Raw genomic sequence first — 24731 nt, forward strand, 5'->3', positions numbered from 1 at the left:
GCTTGTGGTGCCTAGGCGACGGATGGAGCTACTGGTGAGTGATGGCGAATACGGGTCCATCGACCTGGAGAAGCTCATGAAGGGCGCGACCGCCCAGATGGCCAGCATGCAGCGGGTCCAGGAGAGCATGGCCTCGCTGATCGGCCGGGCCGAGGACCGCGACGGCCTGGTCACCGTGGAGTTCTCCGCCGCGGGACTGCACGAGCTCAAGCTGAACCCCAAGGCGATGCGGCTGAGCTCCGGCGAACTCGCCGAGAAGATCAAGACCGCGATCGGGGACGCCTCCCAGGACCTCCAGCGGCAGGCGTCCGAGCTCATGGCCGACGTGTACGGCGACGACAACCCGATGAACTACGTCAACAACCCCGAGGCCGCCATGGAGAACATCCGGATGGCGCAGTCCTCCTTCGACCGGACCTTCGACGACGTCATCGGCGAACTCGACCGGATCAGCCGCAGACTGGACCTCTGAGCCGTCAGCCGATCCGCTCGGGGCTGGTGCCGTCCGCCCTGACCGAGAACACGTCCCCCTCGGGGTCGTAGATCTCCCGGGTGTTCTCGTCGCCGCCCTCGCCGAAGGCCCCGCCGCCGGGCATGAGCGGGAACATCGACCCCGACGAGCCGCCCGCGCCGCCGCGCAGCACGCCCGGCGCCTCGCCGCCGGAGGCGGAGGCTCTGCCGTACCCGAAGCTCGTGTCCCTGCCGATCACGCCGTCCGAGTTCATCGGGAACGGGGTGGTGACGAGGGGGGTGGTCTGGCGGTAGCCGGTGGTCTGGGGGAGGGCGTCGGGGGTGGTCGTGACGCCGGTCTGCGTGGGGGTCGTCCAGGGGTTGGCGTCGGCCAGCTCGGTTGTGGTGCCGGGCTGGGGCGGGTCGGTCGCGCCGATGACGGGCGGCGTCTCCTGGGGCTTGTCCGGGGTCTCGGTGTCCTTCGGCGGTTCGGTCCCCTTGTCAGGTGGCTGTTCGGTGCCGGGGGTCTCCGGGGTGGTGGAACCGGGCTTGTCTCCCGGCGTCTCCTGCCCGGTGCCGCCGTCCGCCGAGCCGCTCCCCGAGCCGCTCCCCGTGCCACCGCCCGATACCCCGCCAGAGTTGCTGCCTGAGGAACCGCCGGAAGATCCGCCGGAAGGCCCGCCCGAGGAGCCGGGGTTCCACGTGGAGCCCGTGCCCGTCTTCGGCGCCCCGGATTCGTCCACCGTGACCTGCTTGGCCGGGCGCTCGGGGGTGAAGTCCAGCGGCTCGATGTCCGGCAGGTTCCAGGACAGGCCCTCGGGCATGCCCATGTTGATCGTGCCGATCTCCTCGTTGAGCTTGCGCAGATGCTCCCTGGCCTGCTGGTCGGCCAGCAGACCGGTCGGGCTGTCAGCCGTGGTCACGCCCGAGAAGACGGGCGCGGTGTAGGTCGCGTCGCTGTTCAGGCCGGTCTGCTCCGACTGCGGCAGAATGCCGTTGGGCACGCTGTTCCGGTACCTGCCCAGCGCTTCGGCGTACTTCTTGAGCGTCTCGCCCGTCGCCTTCATCGCGTCGTGCAACTGGGCCGCGGTGGCGTGCAGCGCGCGCAGCACCGTCTGCGCCTCGGCCGCGTCCTTGCCGTGCCAGGCCGTCGACAGGTTCGAGGAGGTACGCCACAAGGCTCCCTGCAGCCCGTCCCGCTCGCCGCCGACCAGCTTGGCCGCCGACAGGAACGACTCGCCCGCCTGCCGCAGCTTCTCGGGGTCGGTCGCCTGCAGCATCTCCTTGATCTTGGCGTGGCTGTACTTGTCCTGCTCGTTGAGCCCGAGGAAGGTGCCGTAGATCTTGATGAGATCCCAGTTGGATTCCGCCATGGCGCGCTCCTCAGGCCCCGCTGGCGGTTTCGCCCTTGTCGGTGTTCCCGACGACCTTCTCCAGCGCGGTGCTCATCTTCTCGATTCGGTCGATCAGCTGGGTGTATCGCCCGTAAAGGACTTCGTAACCCTTGGCGACGTTCCGGCCGAAGTAGTCGGCCGTCTCCCAGGTGCCGGTCTGCGCCCCGCCCACGTTCGCGACGACCTGGACGTCGTTCGCGGTGCCGGTCCCCGTCTGGGCGGCGCTCACCCCGCCCGACGGCGTGTCGCCCTTCAGGAAGGTGAGCTCCTTCCTCAGGTCCCTCGCGGCCGTGCGGACGGCGTTGTGGTCCACGTAGAACTGGGCCTCGGGGTTGAGCCCAGGCCAGTCCTCCGTGAGCTTCAGCTCGGGCGGGGGCGAGCCGAAGTCGTCGTTCCTGCTCACGCCTTGCCTTTCGATGAGTCGTCGATGAGATGCTGGGTGACCTTGGCGTCGCTGGTGAACACGTCGTCGTCCTCCAGCAGCCAGGTGGTCCGCTCGGACTCCTCGTTTCCTGACCCGGCACCGCTCTGCGGCATGATCGGCAGCATCGAGGCACCGCCCAGGCCGCCCCGCCCGGACCCCCGGCCACTACCGGGTACGGATCCCCCCGCACTCCCGCCGTAGCCGCCGCCGGTTCCGGCACCGGTGCCGCCGTCCGTGGTGCCGAACCCCGTCTGCGTGTAGGGGGACGTGCCGGTGTTCCAGGGGTTGTGACCGGCCAGGGTCGTGGTGGTGTCGCCGTTGCCCCGGCCGTCGCCGGTACCGGCGCCCGTGCCGGATCCGATCGTGCCGTCGTCGCCCAGGCCGTTCCCGTCGGTGCTCGTCGATCCGTCGATGCTGCCGGGATCGGTGTTCCCGCTCAGATCGCCGGGGTCCACCGGGGTGATCCCGCCGGGCCCTTTCGGGCCGTTGAGGTTGAAGCCGCCGGTGTCGCCGTAGCCGCCGCCGGGCAGGTCGAGGCCGTCGATGCCCGGCGTTCCGGGGAGCCCGCCGATCGTCCTGTTCGGATCGTAGGCCGCGGTGAACGTGTCCGGCAGGTCTCCGCTCGGCATCGTGCCGCCCGGGGGTTTGGGATCACCGATCTTCGGCATCGGCACGTCGAATTCGGGAATGTCGGTATCGAGTTTGGGTGGGAAGCGACGGATGACCTCGTCTGAGGTCACCTGGTTCAGATTCTTCAGGTGCTTCTTGGCCGCCTTGCGGTCCTTCTCCTCCTTGGACTCGCCGAACATGTCCAGGAAGGGGACCTCGCTGAACAGGGAGGTGATGCCGCCGGCGACCGAACCGAGGACGCCGCCGATGACCGCGCCGGGCGGTCCGCCGACGAACAGCCCGATGCCCGCGCCGCCCATGCCCCACTCGAAGGCGCCTTCGGTGACCGAGACGTCCTGGCCGGCGTTGCCGGGAACGTGGTCGCCTCTGAAGAGGCTCAGCGTGTCGGAGTAGGCGGCGAGCGCGGGGGCGATGCCGTTGGTGGAAGGCTGGCCGTGACCGTCGTTGGCGATGACCTCCATGATCGCCGCGGTGGAGTCCCTGAGGCGGCGGAACTCACCCTTCACCTGCTGGGCGTCGGCGCCCGTGGGCCACGACTTGTCGAGCTCGACCAGATGCAGGTCGAGGACCTCGACCAGCTTGCCCAGCTTGAACCGGACCGACGCGAACTCCTCGGCCGCCTGGCGGATCAGGCCGGGCTTGGTGTTCGCCAGCGCGGTCCTGAGGAGGTCAAGCGGGAGTTCCTCGTCCTTCTCCGGGGTGTACGCATCCTGGATAGGCGCCGTGTACTTCGTCATGTCAGGCCTGGATCCCGCCGAGGTGCTCGGGGCCCTTGCCCTCGGAGATGTCGAGGTTCCCCAGCGCCACCGTGAGCAGCGTGATCGTGTCGGCGACAGCCTGGCCGACCATTGTGTAGGTGAGGCTCACGGCGCGGGCCGAGTTGCCGAAGCTGTCCCTCACGCTGTGCGCGGAACTCCACATCCCGAACGCCGTGAAGTCGCTCGTCAGCGAGTACACCGGCTTGTCCGCCGGGAAGGCGACCGCCTGCACCCTGGCCGGATCCGCGCCGGGGGCCAGCAGGTCCAGGGCTTTCTGGAGGTCAGCCCTGGCCCTCTCGATCGCACTGCGACTGACCTCGATCCCACCGTCGCTGGCCATCGACTTACTTACCGTCGAACATCGAGGCGTTGATCCTCTCGACGTCGCGCATGTTCATGTTGGTGATGTTGATGTTCTGTGCGAGGAGCTGCACGATGTCGGCCAGGCCCTTGGCCTCGTTCTGCCAGAGCAGACGGGTGTTCTCGTAGGCCTCCTTGGCGCCACCCTGCCAGATGGCGGTCTTGGAGTTGAGGTTCTTCTCCAGGTCGTTCAGCTCGATGACGAGCGCGTCGAACGCCTTCTTGAAGGCGATCTCGCCCTGGTCCAGGCCCGCGAAACCGATCTTTGTGACGTCGCCGTCGTACACCATGGTGATCTCCCCCTGCCTACTGCTTGACGAACTGCGACGGGTCGGCCGCGATCAACTGGGCGATCTTGTTGATCCGCTGCTCTTCCTCCTGGTTGAACAGGTCGTAGTTCTTGTTGTTGTCCTGGATCGTCTGGGCCAGGTTGGCGAGGCTGGTGAGGATGAGGTCCATCCGCTCGTGCCACAGCTTGTGCACGCCCTCGAACGCCTGGCGCGAGGCGCCTACCCAGTGGACCTTCAGGTCCAGGTTGGCCGTGTCCAGGTTGCGCTGGATGTTCAGGATGTTGGTCTGGGAGTTCAGAATCCAGCTGACCGCCTGCTCAAGGTCGGCGCGGCTTACTTGTGCCTGATCCGCCATGGTCACCTCCAAGTGATCCGGTCATCCGCGCCCGCTTCGGGACAGTCGGGCGATGACCCACTCAAGTCACAGTAATGATCAGACGTCCCACAGCCGACCTGACTCGAGGTTAAATTTTGGTTACATTTTTGTGGAAATTTTCTATATATGCAGCTCAAATGCGATGTTTGCGGATTCAACCAAATCTCCCGATGTGATTGTCCGCAATGCTGGGATATTTGAGTCTTTTGTGCCTTTTGTCCGTAAGTGCTCTGTACGGTTCGCAAGGAATCTTGTAACCTGCGTGCTTTGACGTGATCAGCTTTCGCGGGGTGCACCCCAGTGTGGAGGCCTAGGTGAGCGACGCGCCCAGCGGCGGCCAGTTCCCGATACCCAACATGGGGGGGATCCCGGGCATGGCGACGCCCGACCCCAAGAAGCTCGACCCCCAGCTCAAGATGGAGTACGACAAGGTCCGTAGCCTCGGCGACGGCTTCGCCCAGCGGGGCCAGTCCATGACCGCGCTCAGCTCGGCCACCCGCAGCATCGACATGTACTGGGACACCTTCGGGGTCGTCGGCTACGGGCTGGCCGCCGCCCATGACGAGGTCCGCGACAAGACCGCCGACGCGCTGGGCAAGGGCAAGGACGTCCTGGACTCGTGGAAGGTCGCGGTCACCGAGGCCGCGGACTTCGTGCAGGCCGCCGACGACGCCAGCAAGGCGCCCCCCGGCGACGAGACGCCTCCTCCTCCTGGCGGTGGCGGCCCAAACCCGCCCAAGGGCATCAAGGGCCCGAAGCTGGACGGACTGCCGACGGATGTGCCCGGCCCCGAGTTGGGCGGTCTCGGAGACCAGAGCAAGCTCTCGGGCCTGGACTCCAAGCTCCCGGACCCCTCCGATATCAAGAGTCCCGGTGACCTGAAGAACCCCGACCTGACCACTCCCAAGCCCAGAGATCTCGACCCCCTCAACCCCCGCGATCTCGACCCTCTCAATCCTCGCGATCTCGATCCCCTCAACCCTCGCGACCCTCGCGACCTCGACCGGCCCGACCTCGACACCGGCGCGCTCAGCAACCCCAAGCTGGACAACCCGATCGAGAGCAAGCTCGCCGGCTACGACCCCTCGCTGTCCGGTCAGGACCTGACCACCAGAACGCCGTCCCTCGGCGACCTCGGCAAGAGCCCGATGACCACCGTCGACCCCAGAGGCGTCACCAGCGGAGGCGGCGGCGTCGGAGGGGGCGGCATCGGGGGTGCGAACGGCGCCGGCGCCCCCGGCGGGCTCGGCGCGGGAATGCGCGGCCTGGGCGGCACGGGCATGCCGATGATGCCCTTCGCCCCCATGGCCGGGGGCGGCACCGGCGAGCACGACAGGGACCAGCAGGGCAACAACGGCCTGGCTGAGGACCCCGAGGTCTGGGAGGACGACATCGACATCGCCCCGCCCGTCATCGGTAAGGAGTAGCGGTGGAAATCCTTACCTGGAGACACGCCTTCATGCTCGCCGCCTCCACCGTGTCCGGGTCGGCGTTGATCCTGCGCGCGGCGGGCCCGCTGGCCCTGCTGTTCTGGTCGATGGTGGCCGACCCTGAGCAGATGCGTGCCGCCGCGGGGAAATGGGGCAATGCGCACCCTGCCGGCCTCACCGACAAGCAGCAGCCCGGGGACGCCCTCCCGACCGGCGACGACATCGAGTTCCTGCGCGCCGAGCTGGGCAAGCTGCTGAAGGACGCGCAGACGAACAAGGTCTGGGAGGGCCAGGCGTTCGAGTCGTTCAAGACACTCGTCACCGAGTTCGACGGCCAGCTTCTCAGGCTCAAGGACCTGCGCAACGGGGTCAAGGGCAGCCTTGAGTCGGCGGCCAGCCTCTTCCAGTCCGCCGCGATGGTGTGCCTGGCCATCTCCGCTTTCGTTTACGGCCTTGCGCAGTATGTGACCCTTGCCCGGTTCAACCCGTCGACCGCGCTGACAGCCGAAGGTCAGGCCACGATCGTGGTCGGCCGCCTCTACAAGGCCGCCAAGTCGATCGTGGACGTGGTGATCAAGGTCAAATTCCGGATCATGCTGATCCTGGCCGGTATCACCTACGCCGCCGGAGCGGTGAACGACAAGTTCCCCGGCATGCAGCCGATCACCGGCAAGGCGCCCAAGTTCACCCCGGCCAACGCGGTGTTCGACCCCACCAAGCTCAGAGTCACCAAGCCGCCGGAGTCGGGAGTCCCGGACATGGACGACCTTCCCAAGCAGGGCGGCCTGGGGGGCCTCATAGAGAAGATCATTTAGCTTGGCTCGTCCAGCGGGTAGCGCAGGATCGTCCCCGGCGGGATCTTCCTGGGGTCCGGGCCGATCTGGTCGCGGTTGGTGGCGTAGATCTCCTGCCAGCGGTCGCGGTCGCCGTACACCTTCTCGGCGATGTCCTTCAGGGAGCCGTTCGCGTACGGCCAGATGCCCATCTTCGCCGACGGGTTCTGGGGAGCGGGGGTGCCCGGGGGGACGGTCGCGGCGGGGGGCTTGTAGGGGTCGAGCCGGGGCTCTTCGGTGGTGTGCAGCGGGCGCCACACCCGGAAGACGGACGTGGGCGCGAAGCCGAGGATCTGCTTGGCGGCGTCCGGCCCGATGACCTTCCCGGTGGGGGCCCACTTGGACAGGCCGATCGTCCAGTTCCGCGCGCCGACGAACTGGGCGAAGGCCAGACCGCCCTCGCCGACGGCGAGGCCCGACTTGGTCATGGAGGCCGCCCACGAGGCGGCGGCCCCGCCCTGGGCGGTGCTCTTCCAGAACAGGCCCAGCGGGGCGAAGGTACCGACGAGCGTGGCGGCGGTGGTGATCCGCATGGACTGCACGAGGGTGGCGGGACTGATGTTGAAGAAGCTGTTGCCGCGGAAGACCTGCGCGGTCATCTGGGTGCCGAGCACGCCCGCGAACACCCAGCCGGAGGTCTTGGCGTAGGCGCCGAAGGAGGCCTTGGTGAGCCCGGTGAGGAAGGTGTGGTCGAACGGCTTGAGCGCGCCCGCCCTCATCGCGGGGCCGACGCGCCCGGCCAGCGCGGTGAGCTTGGGGCTGAACTTGAGCTTGCCGATCAGGGGGAGCGCCTTGAGCATCCGGCCGAAGAAGCGGAAGAGCCCGGCCAGCTTGGACAGCAACTGCGCGGCCATGACGACGAGCTGGGTGGCCCGCGCGTAGATGCCGAAGGCCGCGACGACCTGGGCCCAGTAGAGGGCGGCGAACCTGATCGCGTAGAACGCGCCGGCCCAGATCAGAGCCGTCTTGATGATCTCTACCAGGGCGTCCTTGGTGAGCTTGACGGAGTCGGCGACCGCGGTCAGGACCTTGGCGCACTCGGTGCAGTTGGTCCGGAGCGCGTGGCGGTTCTCCTTGTTGACGATCTGGCCCCAGACGTCGCGGAACTGGCCGGCGGCGGGCCCGGTCCAGGACTTGAGCACCTGCTCCATCGGGCCGTCGATGGCGTCCTCGAGGACCTGGAGGTCTTCGGCCAGCCGGTTGTGCGCCGCCGCGGCCTGCCTGAGCCGCCCTTCGCTCCCGTCGTCGCCGAACAGCGTGGGCAGGGCCCTGGCCAGGGCGAGGATGGTCTCGATGAGGGGCGTCGGGTCCAGCGCGCTGCCCAGGTTGATGTCCCAGCCCCAGGTGGTGGGCGACCAGTTCCAGTTGAGCGGGTTGAGACTGGGCTGCCGCTCGGCGGTGGCGCTCACGGTGTCGTCCGCAGCGTGCTGGCGTCGTGGCCCGCCTGGTAGTTGCGGGTGCTCTGCGCGATGGTCACGCCGACGAAGCCCAGGGCGGCCCGCAGTTCTTCGAGGTAGCCCATGATGGCGGTGTAGCGGCCCTGGTTGCCGCTGTCCTTGGTGCCGCTGACGTAGGCCGTGGCCACCTCGTCGCTTCCGGGTGCGAGGCTGAAGTCGCCTCTGGACAGTTGTGCCGGACCGAAACGGGCCGTCATGGCGGCCACATCGTCGGCGTACTCCGCGCATTTCTCCATCGCCGCCCGCAGGTCCTGGTGAATGGCCTGCACGTCTGGCTGGTCGTTGCCCACAGTGATCCCCCTCGCGCCGTTGACCGACCGAGTCAAGATCCTAATATTTACCTGTATTTACGGTCCAGTCCATTGACGGGAGAAGTTGGGGCTTATGGACCGATTTGTATGGGCTGGAGGGCGGTGGCGGAGTTCAGCGCGGGGCCTTCGGGGATCAGGCGTACCAGGCTCGCCGGGATCGGGGTGACGTCCGTGGCCTCGTAGCCCAGCTTGGCGAGTTCGGCGGCCGGCTGGATCGCGAAGCGCCGACCCTGGTCGCTGATCAGGAAATACGTGCTGATCGCGCCGAGCTGGTTCTCACCCGGGAGCTGTCCCGCGATCGCCGCGCCACCGGCCGGGAGGATCACCTGATCGAAGCGCTCCTGACTCGGCGCGCTCGCCGGAGGGGCCAGCCGTACGGCGCCGCCGGCCGTGACCTTCGCCTTGACCGACCCTTTCAGGGTGTCGGCGTAGACGGAGCAGAGGGGGGCCGAAACCGGCGGGTTGACAACCCTCGGCATGGTCGCGGGCAGCCCGCCGCCCATCACCGACTGCTTGGAGGGCGAGGCGTTGGCCGACGCCGCGTCGATCGGGATCGGCACGGCCGCGCGCCTGCCGTACGCCCGCTTGATGGCCGGGTCCTCCAGCAGCAGGGTCGCCTGCGTGAGGGTGATCTGGGCGAGTCCGTCGTTCATCAGGACATACCAGCGGGCCGCCCCGCCGGAGACCGGCGGCACGGTGAAGACCTGCCCGACGGTCGCGGCCACCTTGCCGTCGGGCCCGCGGACCTTGTGGCCGAGGCCCGGCACCTTGGGGCCGCGGAAGTCCTTCCCCTCCGGGATCGCGTTCAGCCAGGACGACGGCACCGTGCGCGGCTGGGCGCTCAGCCCGCGGGCGGCCTTCTCGCTCACCCGCATCCGCTGGTCGGCCCAGATCACCCACTTCTGCCGCCCGTCGTCGACGACCATCGCGTCCCTATCCACCGCCGCGCCACCGACGTCGATGCCGCCGACCAGCGTGGTGTACTGCCTGCGCCCGCCGGTCCTGTCCGGCCCCTCCACGACGCAGACCGACCAGGGCGCCTTGACCAGCTTCTCCCGCACCGGCAGCGAGTCCGGCGCGCCCTGGATGCCGATCAGCGGCCCGCGGTCGTAGTCGTCGAGGGAGTTGGCCGAGACGTTGCGCACCTTGACCTCGGGGCTGTCGAGCAGCAGGCGGGCGGAGACGTAGTTGGCCACCGGCAGCAGCTTGCGCTCCCGCTGGCTGTAGATGTACTTGGCGCCGCTCTCCTCCTCGACCAGCAACTGGCCGGGCTCCTCCAGCTTGGTCGCCCCGCCGGGCTTGAGCAGGCCCCAGATGCCGAAGGCGGCCATGATCAGCACGCCGATCAGGATCCCGCAGAAGAAGGCGACGTTCTGCCTGCGCATCGGCGTCTCGGGCACGTCGGGCTCGGCCTGGAGCAGGGCCATACCGAGCCGCTGCTGCATCAACCGGTGCGCCTGATAGAGATCCTTCTTGGTCTGCACGTCACCTCGCCCGCGTCAGGGAACGGGGATCAGCATAGAACGGTGGATCACGGACGAAGCCCGACCCGCCTGTCGTAGGCCCGCGCCAGCGGCGGCGTCGGGTCATGAGGTGTTCTTGATGCCGTTCTGGCGGGTGAAGTCCGGGAGGGCCGTCTGGATGGGGGTCACGGTGCCCAGCGTCACCAGCAGGCCGCGGCCAGGCGGGCCGCCGACCGCGCCGCGCGGGAGCCGTACGGTGAAGAGGTCGCCGTCGGCCGGGCTCTGTACTGACAGCAGCAGGCCGGTGCGCGCCTTGCGGGTCTCGGCCACGAAGCCGCGGTAGGAGGTGGCCAGGTCGCCGGTCGCGCCCGCGATGATCAGGCCGTGCTCGCCGTCCCTGCCGGACTTGAGCACCTCGTCGAGCAGCAGCCCGAGCGGCGCGTCCGGGTTGATCAGCTCGGCGTCGTCGACGATCACCACATACCGCTCGTGCTCGTCCAGCAGTTCGCGCAGGCCCGCGCCGTTGCCGTCGAGCACCGCCAGCGCCCCCTCCAGCTCACGCAGCGGGCTGCGGCGCGGCACCACCGCCACCACGGGCGTGCCGGCGGCGAGCAATGACCGGGCCGCGGTGAGCAGCGCCGACGACCGTCCCGACCTGGCCGGGCCCGCGATGACCGCGCCGGGCCCCTGGGCGAGCAGGTCCACTCCCAGCGGCTCCAGGGAGTCGCCGCCCGCGCCCAGCAGCGCCCACAGCGGGGAGGGCGCGCTGAAGCCGGGCACCAGATCCAGCGCCTGGCCCGCGGTGATCCGGGTGGGCAGCGCGTCGACCCGCATCGGCGGCTCGCCCTCCGGCCGGCGGCGGCGGGCGCGCGCCTGCAGCGCCGCGACTTGGGCGGGACCGGACGGATCGGCGTCGAGCAGCGCGATCTGGCTCTCCACCAGCCCGTGCTCACCCGCCGACACGGCCCGCCCCGGCGGCATCGAGGAGGGCAGATCCTTGAGGGACAGGCCCGCGAGCCCGTAGTCGGACGGGTCGGCCAGCCGCAGGATCAGCCGCTCGTCGAACACCGTCGACACCTGGCCGATCAGCGCCGAGCGGTCGCCGGTGACGATCGCCCGCAGTCCGACCGCGGGCCCCTCGCGCAGCAACTGCAGCAGCGCCTCGGTCAGCCGCCCGTAGTCGTAGCCCTCGAACGCGGCGACGTAGCCCTCCCAGCGGTCGAGCATCAGCACCAGCCACGGCAGCGCGTGCCCCGCCTGCCGGTACTCCGCCAGCGACGCGTGACCCGCCTCGGCCAGCAACTGCTGCCTGCGGCCCACCTCCTGGCGGAGCCTGGTCAGCAGCCGCTCCACCCGGTCGAGCTGGTCGCGGGTGACGACCGCGCCGCAGTGCGGCAGCGCGACGAGCGGCAGCAGCGCGCCCGAACCGCAGTCGATGGCGTGCAGGTGCACGTCGGCGGGGGAGGCCCCGGCCGCGATGGCGCCCGCGATCGTGCGCAGCGCCGTGGACCTGCCGCTGCGCGAAGCGCCCGCGATCAGCAGGTGCCCGCCGCGCTCCAGGTCGAGGGCCAGCGGGCGCCGGTCCTGCGCCCACGGCAGGTCCGTCACGCCGTACTCCAGTGAGTCGCCCGACTCGGGCGCGACCACCCGCGCGGGCAGCGGCGGCAGCCACGGGCTGGCCTGCTCGGGCACCCCGGCCAGGCGGGCGGCCTCGACGAGCGCGTCGGCCAGCACGGTCAGATCGGTGACCGCGGCCGCGCCCTCCGGCTCCGGCGCGGCGGGCAGCGGCCTGCCCAGCTCCGGCCAGCCCACCTCGACGACCCGTACCTGCCCCGGCGCGCCGCCCGCCGCCCGCCCGCCGACCCAGGCCGTCTGTACGGCCACGGCCGCGCCCGCCCCCGACTTGACGTAGCAGCGTCCGGGAGTGGCCTTGGAGATGTGCGCCGCGTCGGGCAGGTCGATCACGTCGGCCGACTCGCCCGCCTCGGTCACCCGCAGCGCGATCCGCAGCGACGTGTTCGCCTGGATGTCGGCGGTCACCACCCCGGCCGGCCGCTGGGTGGCCAGGATCAGGTGGATGCCCAGCGAGCGGCCCCGGCGCGCGATGTCCACCAGCCCGGCGACGAAGTCGGGCAGCTCGGCGACCAGCGCCGCGAACTCGTCGATGATCAGGACGAGGCGGGGGAGCGTGCCCTGGTAGTCCTCGATGTCCTTGGCGCCCGCGTCGAGCAGCAGCCGCTCCCGGCGCCTGATCTCGGCGGCCAGCGAGGCGAGGGCGCGCTGGGTGAGGTGGCCGTCCAGGTCGCTGACCATGCCGACAGTGTGCGGGAGCCGTACACACTCCTTGAACGCGGCGCCGCCCTTGTAGTCGATGAGCACGAAGGTGAGCTCGTCGGGGCGGTTGCGGACCGCCAGCGAGCAGATGAGCGCCTGCAGCAGCTCCGACTTGCCGGCGCCGGTGGTGCCGGCGACCAGCGCGTGCGGGCCGTCCAGGCGCAGGTCGACCGGGTACGGCCCGTCGGGGCCGACGCCGATCAGGGCCTCGGTCGAGCCGTGGCCGGTCCAGTGCCCGGCCAGCAGCTCGCCGGTCGGCTGCGGCAGGTTCAGCAGGTCGAGCAGGCGTACCGCGTCGGGCAACTGGGCGGCGGGGTCGTCGCGGCTGACGTCGCGCAGCGGGGCGAGCGCCCTGGCCAGCCGCTCGCACCACGAGGGCGACACGCCGTCGGCCAGGATCACGCCCAGCGCGTCGAGCCCGCCGCCGCGCAGCCGCAGCCCACCCTTGTCGTCGCAGGTGGCGACCGTCTCGCACTCCTCGGGCAGCAGCCGCTGGTCGTCGTCCACGGCCAGCGTGTACACCCCTGCCCTCGGCCCCTGGCGCAGCACCTGCGGCATGCCGGGCAGCCCGCGCAGCACCTGGGCACCGTCGAGCACCACGAGCACGTCGTACGGCCGGGCGTCGTAGCCGGTGAAGCCCGTCTCGTCGGGCCCGCCGAGGTCGTCCCAGCCGGAGGGGACCTTGCCGAGGTCGGGGATCGAGGTGTTCAGCCGCCCGTCGATCAGCGCGGTGAGCTCGGCCACCCGGCGGGCGGCCCCCTCGGGGTCGGACCCGACCAGGACGACGCACTCCTCGCCCGCGCGCGGCGTCACATGCGGCAGCCAGCGGACCCAGCCCCAGCGCTGGTGCCCGTCGGCGTGCGCGGAGATCACCACGATGGCCAGGTCGCGCGGGCTGTGCAGGGCGGCGGCCTGCCCGACCAGCCAGCCGGTCAGCGCCGTCGCCGTCTCGCGCGCGCCGGTCACACCCGCGACGCCGAGGCGGCGCAGCGGCAGCGCGACCGGCACGTTCCGGCACAGCGGCGGCTCCAGCGGCTCCGAGCCCGCCTTCAGCTCCAGGTCGGCGGGCAGGTCGGCGAGCCCGACGCGCAGCCGCAGCGCGTCCTGGTCGTGGATCCTGCGCTCCCACAGCCGCCTGCGCGGGCCGGTCGCGGTCAGCAGCACCTCGGCCGGGTCGGGGGTGGCGGCCCTGCGGGCCAGCTCGTCCTGCCGCCTGGCCCGCTCGACGTCCGCCTCGAACGCGGCGAGCCGCTCCTTGTACTCCTTCGCGGCCAGCCGGTGCTGCTTGCGCCCGTGACGGCGGTCGCTCCACCACTGGCCGACCATGATGAGCGGGGTCATGAACGCGATCAGCAGGAAATACCAGGACCCGGTGACCAGCACCATCGTGACGCCGAGCACGGCGGGCAGGAACGCGGCCAGCGCCTGCAGCCGCATGGTCTCGGCGCGCCTGGGCTCGACCGGCGCCTCGAACGCGCGCCCCGGCTCCGGCTGCCTGAGCCTGGGCGGCCGGTTGTAGGCGACGCCGCCGTCGGGCTGCGGCGCCAGGTGCGCGTCCGGCGGCTCGATCGCGGCCAGCGTGAACAGCGAGGAGCCGCAGGCCAGCAGCGCGTGCTCGGGCCAGTCGGCGGCCTCACCGAGCGTCCGGCCGTCGAGGGTGGCGTTGCGGACCTCCTCGGCGTTGCGCGCGGCCTGCCGCTCGGCCAGCTCGGCGACCTCGTCGTCGTAGCGTCCCTTGTGCTTGCGTTTGGGCGGCCGGACGACGTCCGGCCGCCGCGTGGGCGCGGGCTCGACGGTGATCGCCTCAGGGGTGACCCTGACCACGGCCGCCTCAGGCGGCAACGCCGGATCCGGTACGGCTATCGCGCAAGCCGCCGCCGACCCGATGACGTGCGTGCCGAGCCCGAGCCGATGCACCGACCCTGCCCGGGGGCCGCCCACGACGCGTACCTCGACCACCCCTTGGGGCTCCTCGATCACGGTGGCGCGGGCGAGTTCGGCGTCGAGGGTCACCCGGTCGCCGTCCCGCAGCACCGCCCTGGCCTGGGCGCGCGGGTCCAGCGGCCTGCCGTCCCGCCAGAGGTGCGGGTGCCCCTTGGGGCCGGTCTGCTGCGCGGGTGACAGGGAGCGGACGGAGTGCGGCTCCAGGCCGTAGGGGGCGCGGGTCCGCGAGAGCCGTACCACCTTGGCGAGTGGTTCGTCGGTGTCTCTGCTCAGTGCTTCGGCGAGGCGGGTGACGGTGGTGCCGGGCTCGCCCTCGACGACGACGTCACGGTCGCCGCGCTCGTCGAGCACGGTGAGCATGATCCTCATGTGTCGTCTCCTCGGGTCGCACCCGGCGCCAAGGTAGCGTTCCGCGCCCGATCAGGCGGGCGGGATGGCGTCACTGGCATGATTCTCTGGATTCATGTGACTGGTGAGAAAGGAGTTACTTCTGGGGTCGCTATCACGACAAATCATGATCATCAAGTCTCTTGAATGAATGGGTTTCATTCCGTTCCTGTTGACAGCCTCCCGTCTGCGAAACGAGCATGGGACTTCGGATTTGGGCACCAAAGCTTTCTCATTGGTGCACATAATGGCGTGAATTCCATAATTTCGTAATGGGAGCCCCCCACCCATGAGGACCAGCGAAAAGCCCGCCGCCAACGCGTCGGGCCTACCCGGCACGCTCTCCGGCGCGGCGTCGCGCAAACTGCCCGTGCCGCCCCGCGAGCGCAAACCCGCGCTGGCGGCGCTCGCCGTACTCCTCATTCTCGGCGGTGCGCTGGCCAGTACGCTGCTCGTGCTGCGCAGTGGTGATCGTATTTCCGCGATCAGGATTACCCAGCAGGTCGGAGCGGGTCAGCCGATCAGTGAACAGGCGATGGAAGAAGTGCAGATCGCCGACACCGGCATCGGCTACGTCGCCTGGAAGCACCGGGTCGCCGTCGCCGAGACCTACGCCGCCGTCACTCTGCTGCCGGGCACCCTGCTCACCGAGCAGATGACCACCACCGCCAGCCAGGAACTCGGGCCGGGCAAGGCCAAGGTCGGCCTGGCGCTCAAACCGGGACAGGCGCCCGCCGGACTGGCGAAGGGCGACCGGGTCCAGATCGTCTACGTGCCCGGACGCACCACCCAGTCGCAGAGCCGGGTGCTCGCGCAGAGCGCGCTCGTGCACAGCGTCGGCGCACCCGGCAGGACCGGCTCCACCGGCCTGATCACCGTCATCGTCGACTCCAGCGCGTCACCGGCGATCGTCGGCTACGCCTCCAGCGGCGAGATCGCGGTGGCCGAACTCCCGGGGGCACGCTGACGTGGCGCTGATCGTGCTGGCGGCCGACAAGGGCGCGCCGGGCGTCACCACCGCCGCGACCGCCCTGGCCGCGGTCTGGCCGCGTCCCGTCCTGCTGGCCGAATGCGACCCGGCGGGCGGCGACCTCGCCTACCGGCTGCCCGCCGCCGACGGCGGCATGCTCAACCCCGGCCGGGGCCTGCTCACGCTCGGTGCGACCGCCCGGCGCGGCATCTCCCCCGAGCAGGTGCACGAGCACACCCAGAAGATCATCGGCGGGCTGGACGTGCTGGCCGGGCTCACCCACGGCGAGCAGGCGGCCGGGCTGACCTGGATGTGGGGGCCGCTCGGCCGGGCACTGGCCGCCGTGCCCCGCGCGGACGTGATCGCCGACTGCGGGCGGCTCGGCGCGCACCCCCAACTCGGCGACCTGATCGGCGAGGCCGAACTGGTCGTGCTCTTCACCAGGGCGAGCCTCGACCACGTCGCCCACCTGCGCGAACGGCTGGCCATCATGCCCAAGGGCCCGGAGCTGGGGGTGGTGGTGATCGCCGACCCCCGGCAGTACCGCTCCTCCATCGACGACGTGCGCAGGATCGTCGGCGGGGAGACCGCCTTCGTCGCCGGGCTGGCCCACGACCCCAAGGGCGCCGAGCTGCTGCGCGGCCAGTGGGGCGGGCGGCTCGACCGATCCCTGCTCATCAGGACCGCCCGCGAGCTCGCGGGGAAGCTGTCGTCCCGGGTGAGGGTGCCATGATCGACCACTCGCTGGTGAAACGCTTCCGCCAGGAGGTCGGCGACCGGCTGGCCCATCAGCGCCGCCTCGACCAGGCCAACGGGCTGGCCGCGATGACCGGCGAGGACGAGCGGCAGTTCGCCAGGGCGCTCATCTCGCAGGTGCTGGAGGAGCACGCGCGGATCGAGATCGGCTCCGGCCGTACCCCCCCGACCGTCGAGGAGGAGGAGGCGCTGGCGGCCGGGATCCACGCCGCGCTGTTCGGCGTCGGCCGCCTGCAGCCGCTGCTCGACGACACCGAGGTCGAGAACATCGACATCAACGGCTGCGACCGCGTCTTCGTCGGCTACGCCGACGGCCAGGAGCTCACCCACGACCCCGTCGCCGAGTCCGACGAGGAGCTGATCGAGCTGATCCAGATCCTCGCCGCCTACTCGGGCCTGTCCAGCAGGCCGTTCGACACCGCCAACCCCACCCTCGACCTGCGCCTGCCCGACGGCTCCCGGCTCTCGGCCGTGATGGACGTGACGGTACGGCCGGTCGTCTCCATCCGCCGCGCCCGCCTCGGCAAGGTGTTCCTCAGCGACCTGGTCGGCAATGGCACGCTCGGCCCCGAACTGGGCCGCTTCCTGTCCGCCGCCGTCGCCGCCCGCAAGAACCTGATGATCGCCGGATCGACGAACGCCGGGAAGACCACCCTGCTGCGCGCCCTGGCCAACGAGATCCCCGCGAGCGAACGCCTGATCACCGTCGAACGCGCCCTGGAACTGGGCCTCGACCAGTTCCCCGAACTGCACCCCAACGTGGTCGCCTTCGAGCAGCGCCTGCCCAACTCCGAAGGCCAGGGCGAGATCACCATGGCCGAGCTGGTCCGCCGGTCGCTCCGGATGAACCCGTCCCGGGTCATCGTCGGCGAGGTCCTCGGCGACGAGATCGTCACCATGCTCAACGCGATGACCCAGGGCAACGACGGCTCCCTGTCCACCATCCACGCCAACTCCAGCATGGAGGTCTTCAACCGCATCGCCACCTACGCGCTGCAGGCCAACGAGCGCCTGCCGATCGAGGCCACCCACATGCTCATCGCCGGCGCGATCGACTTCGTCGTCTTCATCGAGAAGCGCAACGACTACGAGCAGGGCGGCACCCTGCGCCGATACGTCTCCAGCGTCCGCGAGGTCAACGGCTGCGACGGCCGGGTCCTGTCCAGCGAGGTGTTCGCGCCGGGCCCCGAAGGCGCCGCGCTGCCCCACGCGCCGGTCTCCTGCCTGGAAGAGCTCATCGCCCACGGCTACACCCCCGGAGGCTGGTGATGATCACACTCGACCCGCTCGTGCTGCTCTCCGGCGCCGCCACCGGCGGCGGCCTCTACCTCCTCTTCCTGTCCCTGTACGGCATGCGCCCCCGCCCCAGGCGGCCCAGCGACCGCCGCCGCGAACTCGTCAAGGTCCTGTCCACCAGAACCGCGATCGCCGCCATCCTCGCCACCCTCGTCCTGGTCGTCACCCAGTGGCCCGTCATGGCGGCCGGCTGCGTCCTGCTCGTGTTCGCCTGGCGCGGCCTGTCCGGCGGCGCCGCCGAGGAACGCGCCGCCATGCGCCGCCTCGAAGGGCTGGCCGCCTGGACCGAGTCCCTGCGCGACACCATCGCCGGCGCCGCCGGACTCGAACAGGCCATCCCCTCCTCCATCAGGGCCGCCGCCCCCACGCTCCGGCCGCACCTGCGCGCCCTCGTCGACCGCATGCACACCCGCATGGCGCTGCCCGACGCGCTCAGGCTCTTCGCCGACGAACTCGACGACCCGTCCGCCGACCTGGTCGTCGCCGCGCTCATCCTGAACTCCCGGCTGCGCGGCCCCGGCCTGCGCGACGTGCTCGGCGCGCTCGCCGTCTCGGCCCGCGAGGAACTCGACATGCGCCGCCGCGTCGAAGCCGAACGCCGCTCCACCCGGCGCAGCGTGCAGATCGTCGTGCTCACCGCGCTCGGGTTCGCCGCCGCCCTCGTCGTGTTCAACCCGTCGTACGTGGCCGAGTACCGCTCCTGGCTGGGGCAGGCCGTACTCGTCGTGGTGGCCGGGCTGTTCGGGGCCGGATTCGCCTGGATGCGGCGGCTGGCCCGGTTCGACAAACCCACCCGCCTGCTCTCGCTGTCCGGAGGCGACCATGGTTGAGGCCGTACTCGCCGGCGGGGTGCTCGGACTCGGCGTCTTCCTGCTGACCCGCGCGCTCTTCCCGGCCAGGCCCGGCCTCGTCGCCCGGCTCCTCGCGCTCGACGCGGCCAGGGACTCCGAGGTCCCACTCGTCCTGCCCGAGGAGGAGGTGAGCGCGTTCCGCCGGGGCCTCGGCTCACGGCTGGCCCGCTTCTACGCCGACCGAGGCTGGGAGGCCCGTTCCACCAAAGCCGACCTGGCGCTCGTCGGCCGCTCCTTCGAGGGCTTCCTGGCGACCAAGGCGCTGCTCGCCGCCTCCGGCCTGCTCGCCTTCCCACTGCTGTTCGGCTGGCTGGCGCTGATGGGGTGGGGCACGTCCCCGACCATCCCGCTGTGGGCCGCGCTGGCCGTCTCCGTGGTCTTCTTCCTGCTGCCCGACCTGCAGATCCGCCGGGACGCCGCCGCCAAACGGCGCGACTTCCGGCACGTCGTCGGCGCGTTCCTCGACCTCGTCTCGATGAACCTGGCCGGCGGGCGCGGCGTCCCCGAAGCGCTCATGATGGCCGTCTCGGTCAGCGGCGACGACCCCAACTGGGCCATGTCCCGCATCCGCGAAGCGCTCAGCGGCGCCCGGATCGTCGGCATCACCCCCTGGCAGGCGCTCGGACGGCTCGGCGAGGAGATCAACGTCGACGAGCTGCGCGACCTGTCGGCGGCGCTCGGCCTCGTCGCCGACGACGGCGCCAAGGTACGCGCCTCGCTCACCGCCCGCGCCGCCACCCTGCGGCGCCGCGAACTCGCCGAGATCGAAGGCCGCGCGGGCGAACGCTCCCAGTCGATGCTCGTCGCCCAGCTCCTGCTCTGCGCGGGTTTCGTGATCTTTCTCAGTTTTCCGGCCGCTATGAAGATGTTGGGGTCCTGATGAACCACCCGTGGATCGTCTACCTGAGCGCGTACCTGAGCATCCGCGTCCACCGCGCCCGCACCGCGCCGTCGCGCGGCGCGTCGGCGGTGGAGTGGGTGATCATCACCGCGATCATCGCCGGGGTCGCCCTGGGCCTCGCGACCCTCATCAAAACCCTGGTCGAACAGAAGCAGGGCGACATCGAGAACAGCTTCGGCGGCGGCGGCGGAGGCGGCACCAAACCCGGCGGCGACGAGTGACCCCCACTCCTCCGCCCGCCCTCGGTTCTGTCCCGTCCATACGGCACAGCCAACAAGGGCTCTCCTCACTGCGCCCGCTTCCCGTCCTCCGGTCGACGCCACTCGTGCGCGGGCCGTCCCGCCGTCACATCGCACGCTGGGGCGTCACCCGCCTGGCGCATTCCTCCATGCCTGGGAAGCGGGTGGAGCGGGGGGCGACCGTGATCGAGTTGGCGATGATCATGCCGGTGGTGCTGGCCGTGGTGTTGCTCATCGTGCAGATGGCGCTCTGGTTCCACGGTCGGCAGGTGGCTGATGCCGCGGCCAGGGAAGGGGCGCGGGTGGCGAGGGCGGCGTCGTTCGACTCGTCGGGATGGGAGGGGGAGGCGGAGGCCCGGGCCAAGGATGTGGTGCAGGCGATCGGGCCTCGGTTGCTGTCCGACGCCTCGGCCAAGGCGACATCGGAAGGGGTTGACGAGCGATGGGTCACCGTCACCGGCAGCGCCGTGCAGGTCATTCCGCTGCTGCCGGAGCTGACGTTCACGGTCACCGCGAAGTCCGGCGGTCCCGTCGAGTGCTTCCGCCCGGACAACGGAGGCGACGACTGCTCGTGACATCTTCTCCTCCCGCATGGCGGTCAATCCCGCTTCGTCACCTGTCGCCCGTCAGGAAGGACTTCCCTTGAGGTCTCACTCCACAGGTGCTTCATCTCTCGCCCAGCCAGTCCAGGTCGGCCAGGTCGGGCGTGAGGGCGTTTCCAGTGCTGCGTCGTGTTGGTCATTGGGGCCTGCCGGGAGTGTGACTGCTCGGCTGTACCCGAGGTCGGGTTCTTCGCGTGGTGGGGGGCGGAGGGAGCGGGGGTCAATGGCGGTGGAGGCGGTGATTCTGGCGCCCGTCTTTCTGTTGTTTCTCATGTTTCTTGTGGGGGCGGGGCGGGTGGTGGAGGCGCAGGGGGAGGTCAGTGGGGCGGCCAGGGACGCGGCGCGGGCGGCTTCGGTGCAGCGGACTCTCGACACCGCCGAGTCCGCGGCCAAAACGACCACCGAGAGTGCGCTCGACGGCCAGTGCCAAGGGGCGGCCGTGTCGCTGGCGGGGACGAAGTGGGAGGAAGGCGGTCAGGTGCGCGCTGAGGTGACCTGTGAGCTCGACCTGGAATTCCTCGGATTCAGTGGCTCGAAGCAGATGTCAGGCATTTCCGTCGTGCCGTTGGAACAGTTCCGGAGGGTGGAGTGAGCCGGGAGCGGGGGAGCATGTCGGTGTTCACCGTGCTGTTCTCCGTGGTGGTGTTCCTGCTGGCCGGGCTGCTGGTGGACGGTGGGGCGGCGATCAACGCCCGGTTGCGGGCGGCCGACATCGCCGAGCAGGGGGCCAGGGCGGGGGCCGATCGCATCGACGTCGAGTACCTGCGTACCAGCGGGCAGGCGCGGCTGCTCGGGCAGGACGAGGTGTGCGCGCGGGCCGTCGAGGTGATCCAGGCGCACGGCGACGACGGGGTGAAGGCGGGCGCCTGCGTGGTGGAGCAGGGGCAGACCGCGGTGTCGGTCGAGGTGAGCGTGCACTGGGACGCGTTCTTCCTGGGGGCGATCGGCTTCTCCGGCTCGGACATGACGGGCGAGGCCACCGCAGGGCCTGATGCCCGGTGATTCATCCGGTCCGAGGAGATGTGGGCGGGTTGTACGGGGCGAGAGTCAGACCGAAATCGCTGGGTCGGTGGATGAGGCGGCGACGGCGGAACACGCTTGGCTGAGGAGGGAGAGGCGATGCCCACGCGAGACCCTGCGCGCACGCCCGAACACGGACGACCGGAGCGACCCCCGCGCGCCCCGAACCCGGCACCCGAACGCCCGGGTGCACCTCCGCGCGCCCCGAACCCGGCACCTGAACGCCCGGGTGCACCTCCGCGTGTCCCGAACCCTGGGCGGGGGAGGGGGCCTGTGCGGATCTCCGGGAAGCGGACTGTGGGGGATGTGTTCGCCGGGCTCGGGGCGCTGGTGGTGCTGGTCCTGCTGGTGGGGGGTGTGCCGTACGGGCTGCTCAGTCTGGCGGGGCCGCCGGTCTCGGCCGAGCTGCTTGATCTTGATCTGCTGACCAGTCAGGTCGGGACGAGCACGATCGTCGCGATCCTCGTGCTGCTGGTGTGGCTGGCCTGGCTGCAACTGGTCGTGTGCGTGGCCGTGGAGGTGTACGGGGGGATTCGCCGGGTGGGGATGCCGGCGCGGGTGCCGTTCTCCGGGGGGACGCAGGCGCTGGCCAACCGGCTGGTGTCGGCGGTGCTGCTGCTGTTCACGGCGGGGGCGGTGGCCGTACCGATGGCCGCGTTCGGGTCCGCCCCGCAGGCGCGGCCCGCGATGACCGCGGTCGCCTACGCGACGCCGATCGTGGCCGAGCAGGAGGTCGAGACCTACAAGGCCAAGAAGGTGTACGTGGTGCAGCCGCCGCACGGCCGGCACCACGAGAGCCTGTGGGAGATCGCGGAGAAGTGCCTGGGGGAGGGGCGGCGGTACCCGGAGATCTACGAGCTGAACCGGCACAAGGAGCAGCCCGACGGCAGCCGGTTGCACATGGCCGACCTGATCAGGCCGGGGTGGGTGCTCGACATGCCGGACGACGCGAAGAACGTCCACGTCGTGCCTGCCGGGCAGGGGCGGGTCGAGACGCTGAAGGAGCACCCGGGACTCCCGGGCACCGACGCACACGACCGCGCGGGGGCCCATCAGGAGCGGAAGGGCACGGCGGACCACAAGACGGCGGGCAAGGACACGACCCGCGAAAACCCGGGCGAACGCCCCAGCACCGAACGCGCGACACCCCCGCAGGCAGAGAGCAGCGACAAGAAAGACCCGCAGAAGGGCACCCAGAAGGACGACGCCCAGAAGGACAAGGCCGCCCCGAGAGAGATGCCGAAGACCGAACTCCCGAAGGCCGAACTCCCGAAGGCCGAACTGCCCAAGGCCGAACTCCCGAAAAAGGAATCGCCCGGACAGGACGCATCGCAGCAAGCGGCTCCTGCCCAGCCGGAGGAGTCCGGGAGCGCGGAAGAGTCCGGGCTGGATCTGGTCGACTACCTGGGCGGGCTCGCGCTGGGTGCCGCGGGGCTGCTGGTGGTTCTGGGGCGGCGCAGGCGGGAGCAGCTCTGGCAGCGGGCCTTCGGCCACCGCGTGGTGCGCCCCCGCGACGACGCCGCCAACGCCGAAGTGGCACTGCGGCTGGGCGCCGACGCCCCGGGAGCCCGCATGCTCGACATCGGCCTCCGCCTCCTGGGCTCCGCCTTGGCCGCCCAGGACCGCACCCCGCCCACCGTGTACGCCGCCCACCTCTCCCCTCGCCACCTCGATCTGTGGATCCACCCCTCGGACCCCGACGCCCCGCTCCCGTGGACGGCCGCCGACGGCGGTCAGGTGTGGCGGCTGGCCGCGCACGAGGGACGGCTGTTGGAGGAGCAGCAGGGCGGCGCGCCGTACCCGGGGCTGGTGTCGTTGGGGGCGGACGCCTCCGGCAGGGTGCTGGTGGATCTGGAGGCGGCGCAGGGGCTGATCAACATTCGCGGCCCGCAGACCACGGCGGCGCTGGCCGCGCTGGCCGTCGAGCTGGCCACGAATCTGTGGTCGGACAAGATGCGCATCACGCTGGTCGGCTTCGGCGAGGAGCTGATCGCCATCGCCCCCGACCGGGTCAGGGCGGTCGGCAGCCTCGCCGAGGTGCTCCCCGAGCTGGAACGCAGGCAGGAACCCCGCGAGGAAGTCCTCACCGGCCGGATTCGCGGCAAGCCGTACGAACCGCACTATGTGCTGTCCGCTGTGGCTCCCACCCAGGAGGAGGCCCGCAGGCTGGCGCTGCTCGCGAGGGGCAGGGCGGCGGGGTTCGTGGTGACCGGCGAGGTTCCGCACGCCACCTGGACGCTGGAGATCACCGAAGACGGCAAGGCGCGGGTGGGCGAGCTGGGCTTCGAGGTGACCGCCCAGTTGCTGCCCCGCCGCCACTACCACGCGCTGATGGACCTGTTCGGCACGACGGAGCGGCACGAGGGCGAGGCGATGCCGGAGCCGGTGCCGCTCGCCGACCTGCGCCCCCCAGCGATCGAGATCAGGCTGCTCGGGCCGATCGAGCTCGTCTGGCACGAGGGCGAGGAGCAGGCGCACAAGCTGGAGGAGGGCCGCCTGACCCTGGCCACGGAGCTGCTGGTCTACCTGGCCACGCATCCCGGCGGCGTCCACCCGGTGGTGCTCGGCGGCGTGCTGTGGCCGCGCGGCGTGCAGGCGGTGGTGCGGGACGCGACGATCGCCAGGGTCGCCGAGTGGCTCGGCGCGAGCGCGGACGGCACGCCGCACCTGTCCGTCGACGAGGCCGGGCGGCTGCGGCTGGGGCCGGAGGTGCGGACGGACTGGACGCTCTTCCGCGAGCTGGTCCGCCGCTCCCACGACGATGTGACGGCGCGGGCCGTACTGCTGGAGAAGGCTCTCGGTCTGGTGCGGGGGCCGTTGCTGAGCGGGCGGCCGCGCGGGCGGTACTCGTGGCTGGCCGCCGACGAGCTGGAGTACGACGTGATGGCGAGCGTCGCGGACGCCGCGCACCGGTTGTGCGAGATCCGGTTGGCGCACGACGACGCGGACGGCGCGGTCGCCGCGGTGCGCGCGGGGTTGCTGCTGGCCGCCGACGACGAGGGCCTCTGGCGCGACCTGCTGCGCGCGACACACGCGACCGGCGATCTGGTACGGCTGCGCGCGGTGGTCGAGGGCCTGAGCCGCAGGTCGGCCTCGCACCCGTACGGCGGCGGCATGGCACCCGAGACCGAAGCCCTCATCGATGAGTTGCTCCCATCGTGGCGCATCCACGTGGTTAGGAAGACTTCCGCATGATTCATACCGAAAAGCGGCTATCGCTGGCTTCGGTGAGAGTGCGAGCCCTAGCGTGACCCG

23 protein-coding genes are annotated in these 24731 nt (G+C 70.8%); 13 read left to right on the plus strand and 10 right to left on the minus strand.

Annotated features, from left to right (window positions below):
- Positions 1–34 precede the first annotated feature (34 nt).
- Positions 35–472, plus strand: coding sequence for a YbaB/EbfC family nucleoid-associated protein (locus tag ABZ911_RS01475; RefSeq protein WP_358050253.1), 438 nt, complete (start codon positions 35–37; stop codon positions 470–472).
- A 4-nt stretch (positions 473–476) separates the two neighbouring features.
- Here the strand turns inward: ABZ911_RS01475 and ABZ911_RS01480 are convergent, their stop codons facing one another.
- Genes ABZ911_RS01480 through ABZ911_RS01505 form a run of 6 tightly spaced genes read right to left on the minus strand, consistent with a single transcriptional unit; the run spans position 477 to position 4661 of the window.
- The gene (locus tag ABZ911_RS01480) at positions 477–1823 is read right to left on the minus strand and encodes a hypothetical protein (protein ID WP_358050256.1); all 1347 of its coding nucleotides are present in this window, start codon (positions 1821–1823) and stop codon (positions 477–479) included.
- A 10-nt stretch (positions 1824–1833) separates the two neighbouring features.
- Positions 1834–2247 carry a hypothetical protein gene (locus tag ABZ911_RS01485; RefSeq protein WP_358050258.1) on the minus strand — a complete coding sequence of 138 codons (414 nt, stop codon included), beginning with the start codon at positions 2245–2247 and terminating at the stop codon, positions 1834–1836.
- Positions 2244–3635, minus strand: a complete 1392-nt coding sequence (locus tag ABZ911_RS01490) for a DUF456 domain-containing protein (RefSeq protein ID WP_358050261.1) — start codon at positions 3633–3635, stop codon at positions 2244–2246. The genes ABZ911_RS01485 and ABZ911_RS01490 overlap by 4 nt, the downstream gene beginning before the upstream one ends.
- A 1-nt stretch (position 3636) precedes the next feature.
- Entirely contained in the window at positions 3637–3996 is a 360-nt protein-coding gene (locus ABZ911_RS01495; RefSeq protein WP_358050263.1) for a hypothetical protein, read from the minus strand.
- A 4-nt stretch (positions 3997–4000) separates the two neighbouring features.
- Positions 4001–4306 (minus strand): WXG100 family type VII secretion target, encoded by a 306-nt coding sequence (locus ABZ911_RS01500; RefSeq protein ID WP_358050266.1) that lies wholly within the window; start codon positions 4304–4306, stop codon positions 4001–4003.
- A 16-nt stretch (positions 4307–4322) separates the two neighbouring features.
- Positions 4323–4661: a WXG100 family type VII secretion target gene (locus ABZ911_RS01505; protein ID WP_358050269.1), complete on the minus strand. Its 339-nt coding sequence runs from the start codon at positions 4659–4661 to the stop codon at positions 4323–4325.
- 335 nt (positions 4662–4996) lie between these two features.
- Here ABZ911_RS01505 and ABZ911_RS01510 point away from each other — a divergent pair, with 335 nt between their 5' ends.
- Together ABZ911_RS01510 and ABZ911_RS01515 are read left to right on the plus strand one after the other, a co-directional pair.
- Positions 4997–6109, plus strand: a complete 1113-nt coding sequence (locus ABZ911_RS01510) for a hypothetical protein (protein WP_358050272.1) — start codon at positions 4997–4999, stop codon at positions 6107–6109.
- A 2-nt stretch (positions 6110–6111) separates the two neighbouring features.
- Entirely contained in the window at positions 6112–6927 is an 816-nt protein-coding gene (locus tag ABZ911_RS01515; RefSeq protein WP_358050275.1) for a hypothetical protein, read from the plus strand.
- On the opposite strand, the gene ABZ911_RS01520 is transcribed toward ABZ911_RS01515, so the two are convergent.
- The 4 genes from ABZ911_RS01520 to ABZ911_RS01535 all read right to left on the minus strand — a co-directional run bounded on the left by ABZ911_RS01520 (position 6924) and on the right by ABZ911_RS01535 (position 14823).
- Positions 6924–8354, minus strand: a complete 1431-nt coding sequence (locus ABZ911_RS01520) for a hypothetical protein (RefSeq protein ID WP_358050277.1) — start codon at positions 8352–8354, stop codon at positions 6924–6926. The genes ABZ911_RS01515 and ABZ911_RS01520 overlap by 4 nt on opposite strands.
- Complete coding sequence (locus tag ABZ911_RS01525; RefSeq protein WP_358050280.1) at positions 8351–8692, minus strand: hypothetical protein; 342 nt, start codon at positions 8690–8692, stop codon at positions 8351–8353. The genes ABZ911_RS01520 and ABZ911_RS01525 overlap by 4 nt, the downstream gene beginning before the upstream one ends.
- A gap of 92 nt (positions 8693–8784) precedes the next feature.
- Positions 8785–10197 (minus strand): type VII secretion protein EccB, encoded by a 1413-nt coding sequence (gene eccB, locus ABZ911_RS01530; RefSeq protein ID WP_358050283.1) that lies wholly within the window; start codon positions 10195–10197, stop codon positions 8785–8787.
- A gap of 102 nt (positions 10198–10299) precedes the next feature.
- Positions 10300–14823 carry an FtsK/SpoIIIE domain-containing protein gene (locus ABZ911_RS01535; RefSeq protein WP_358050286.1) on the minus strand — a complete coding sequence of 1508 codons (4524 nt, stop codon included), beginning with the start codon at positions 14821–14823 and terminating at the stop codon, positions 10300–10302.
- Positions 14824–15130: 307 nt separating this feature from the next.
- Between ABZ911_RS01535 and ABZ911_RS01540 the strand changes: the two genes are divergently transcribed.
- The 10 genes from ABZ911_RS01540 to ABZ911_RS01585 all read left to right on the plus strand — a co-directional run bounded on the left by ABZ911_RS01540 (position 15131) and on the right by ABZ911_RS01585 (position 24671).
- Positions 15131–15808, plus strand: a complete 678-nt coding sequence (locus ABZ911_RS01540) for a hypothetical protein (RefSeq protein WP_358050289.1) — start codon at positions 15131–15133, stop codon at positions 15806–15808.
- Position 15809: 1 nt separating this feature from the next.
- Positions 15810–16544: a hypothetical protein gene (locus ABZ911_RS01545; RefSeq protein ID WP_358050292.1), complete on the plus strand. Its 735-nt coding sequence runs from the start codon at positions 15810–15812 to the stop codon at positions 16542–16544.
- On the plus strand, positions 16541–17836 hold the full coding sequence (locus ABZ911_RS01550; RefSeq protein WP_358050294.1) for an ATPase, T2SS/T4P/T4SS family: 1296 nt from the start codon (positions 16541–16543) through the stop codon (positions 17834–17836). Before ABZ911_RS01545 ends, ABZ911_RS01550 begins: the two co-directional genes overlap by 4 nt.
- Positions 17836–18693, plus strand: a complete 858-nt coding sequence (locus tag ABZ911_RS01555) for a type II secretion system F family protein (RefSeq protein ID WP_358050297.1) — start codon at positions 17836–17838, stop codon at positions 18691–18693. The genes ABZ911_RS01550 and ABZ911_RS01555 overlap by 1 nt, the downstream gene beginning before the upstream one ends.
- Positions 18686–19594 (plus strand): type II secretion system F family protein, encoded by a 909-nt coding sequence (locus ABZ911_RS01560; protein ID WP_358050300.1) that lies wholly within the window; start codon positions 18686–18688, stop codon positions 19592–19594. The genes ABZ911_RS01555 and ABZ911_RS01560 overlap by 8 nt, the downstream gene beginning before the upstream one ends.
- Positions 19594–19836 carry a hypothetical protein gene (locus ABZ911_RS01565; RefSeq protein ID WP_358050303.1) on the plus strand — a complete coding sequence of 81 codons (243 nt, stop codon included), beginning with the start codon at positions 19594–19596 and terminating at the stop codon, positions 19834–19836. Before ABZ911_RS01560 ends, ABZ911_RS01565 begins: the two co-directional genes overlap by 1 nt.
- 167 nt (positions 19837–20003) lie before the next feature.
- Positions 20004–20429 (plus strand): TadE family protein, encoded by a 426-nt coding sequence (locus ABZ911_RS01570; RefSeq protein WP_358050306.1) that lies wholly within the window; start codon positions 20004–20006, stop codon positions 20427–20429.
- A gap of 250 nt (positions 20430–20679) precedes the next feature.
- Positions 20680–21048 carry a TadE family protein gene (locus tag ABZ911_RS01575; RefSeq protein ID WP_358050308.1) on the plus strand — a complete coding sequence of 123 codons (369 nt, stop codon included), beginning with the start codon at positions 20680–20682 and terminating at the stop codon, positions 21046–21048.
- Between the two features lie 17 nt (positions 21049–21065).
- A complete protein-coding gene (locus ABZ911_RS01580; protein ID WP_358050311.1) occupies positions 21066–21458 on the plus strand; it encodes a pilus assembly protein TadG-related protein in 393 nt (130 codons plus the stop codon).
- 291 nt (positions 21459–21749) lie between these two features.
- Positions 21750–24671: a BTAD domain-containing putative transcriptional regulator gene (locus tag ABZ911_RS01585; protein ID WP_358050314.1), complete on the plus strand. Its 2922-nt coding sequence runs from the start codon at positions 21750–21752 to the stop codon at positions 24669–24671.
- Positions 24672–24731: the final 60 nt, after the last annotated feature.

This window comes from Nonomuraea sp. NPDC046570 (assembly GCF_040645915.1).
In the GTDB taxonomy this organism is placed as follows: Bacteria; Actinomycetota; Actinomycetes; order Streptosporangiales; family Streptosporangiaceae; genus Nonomuraea.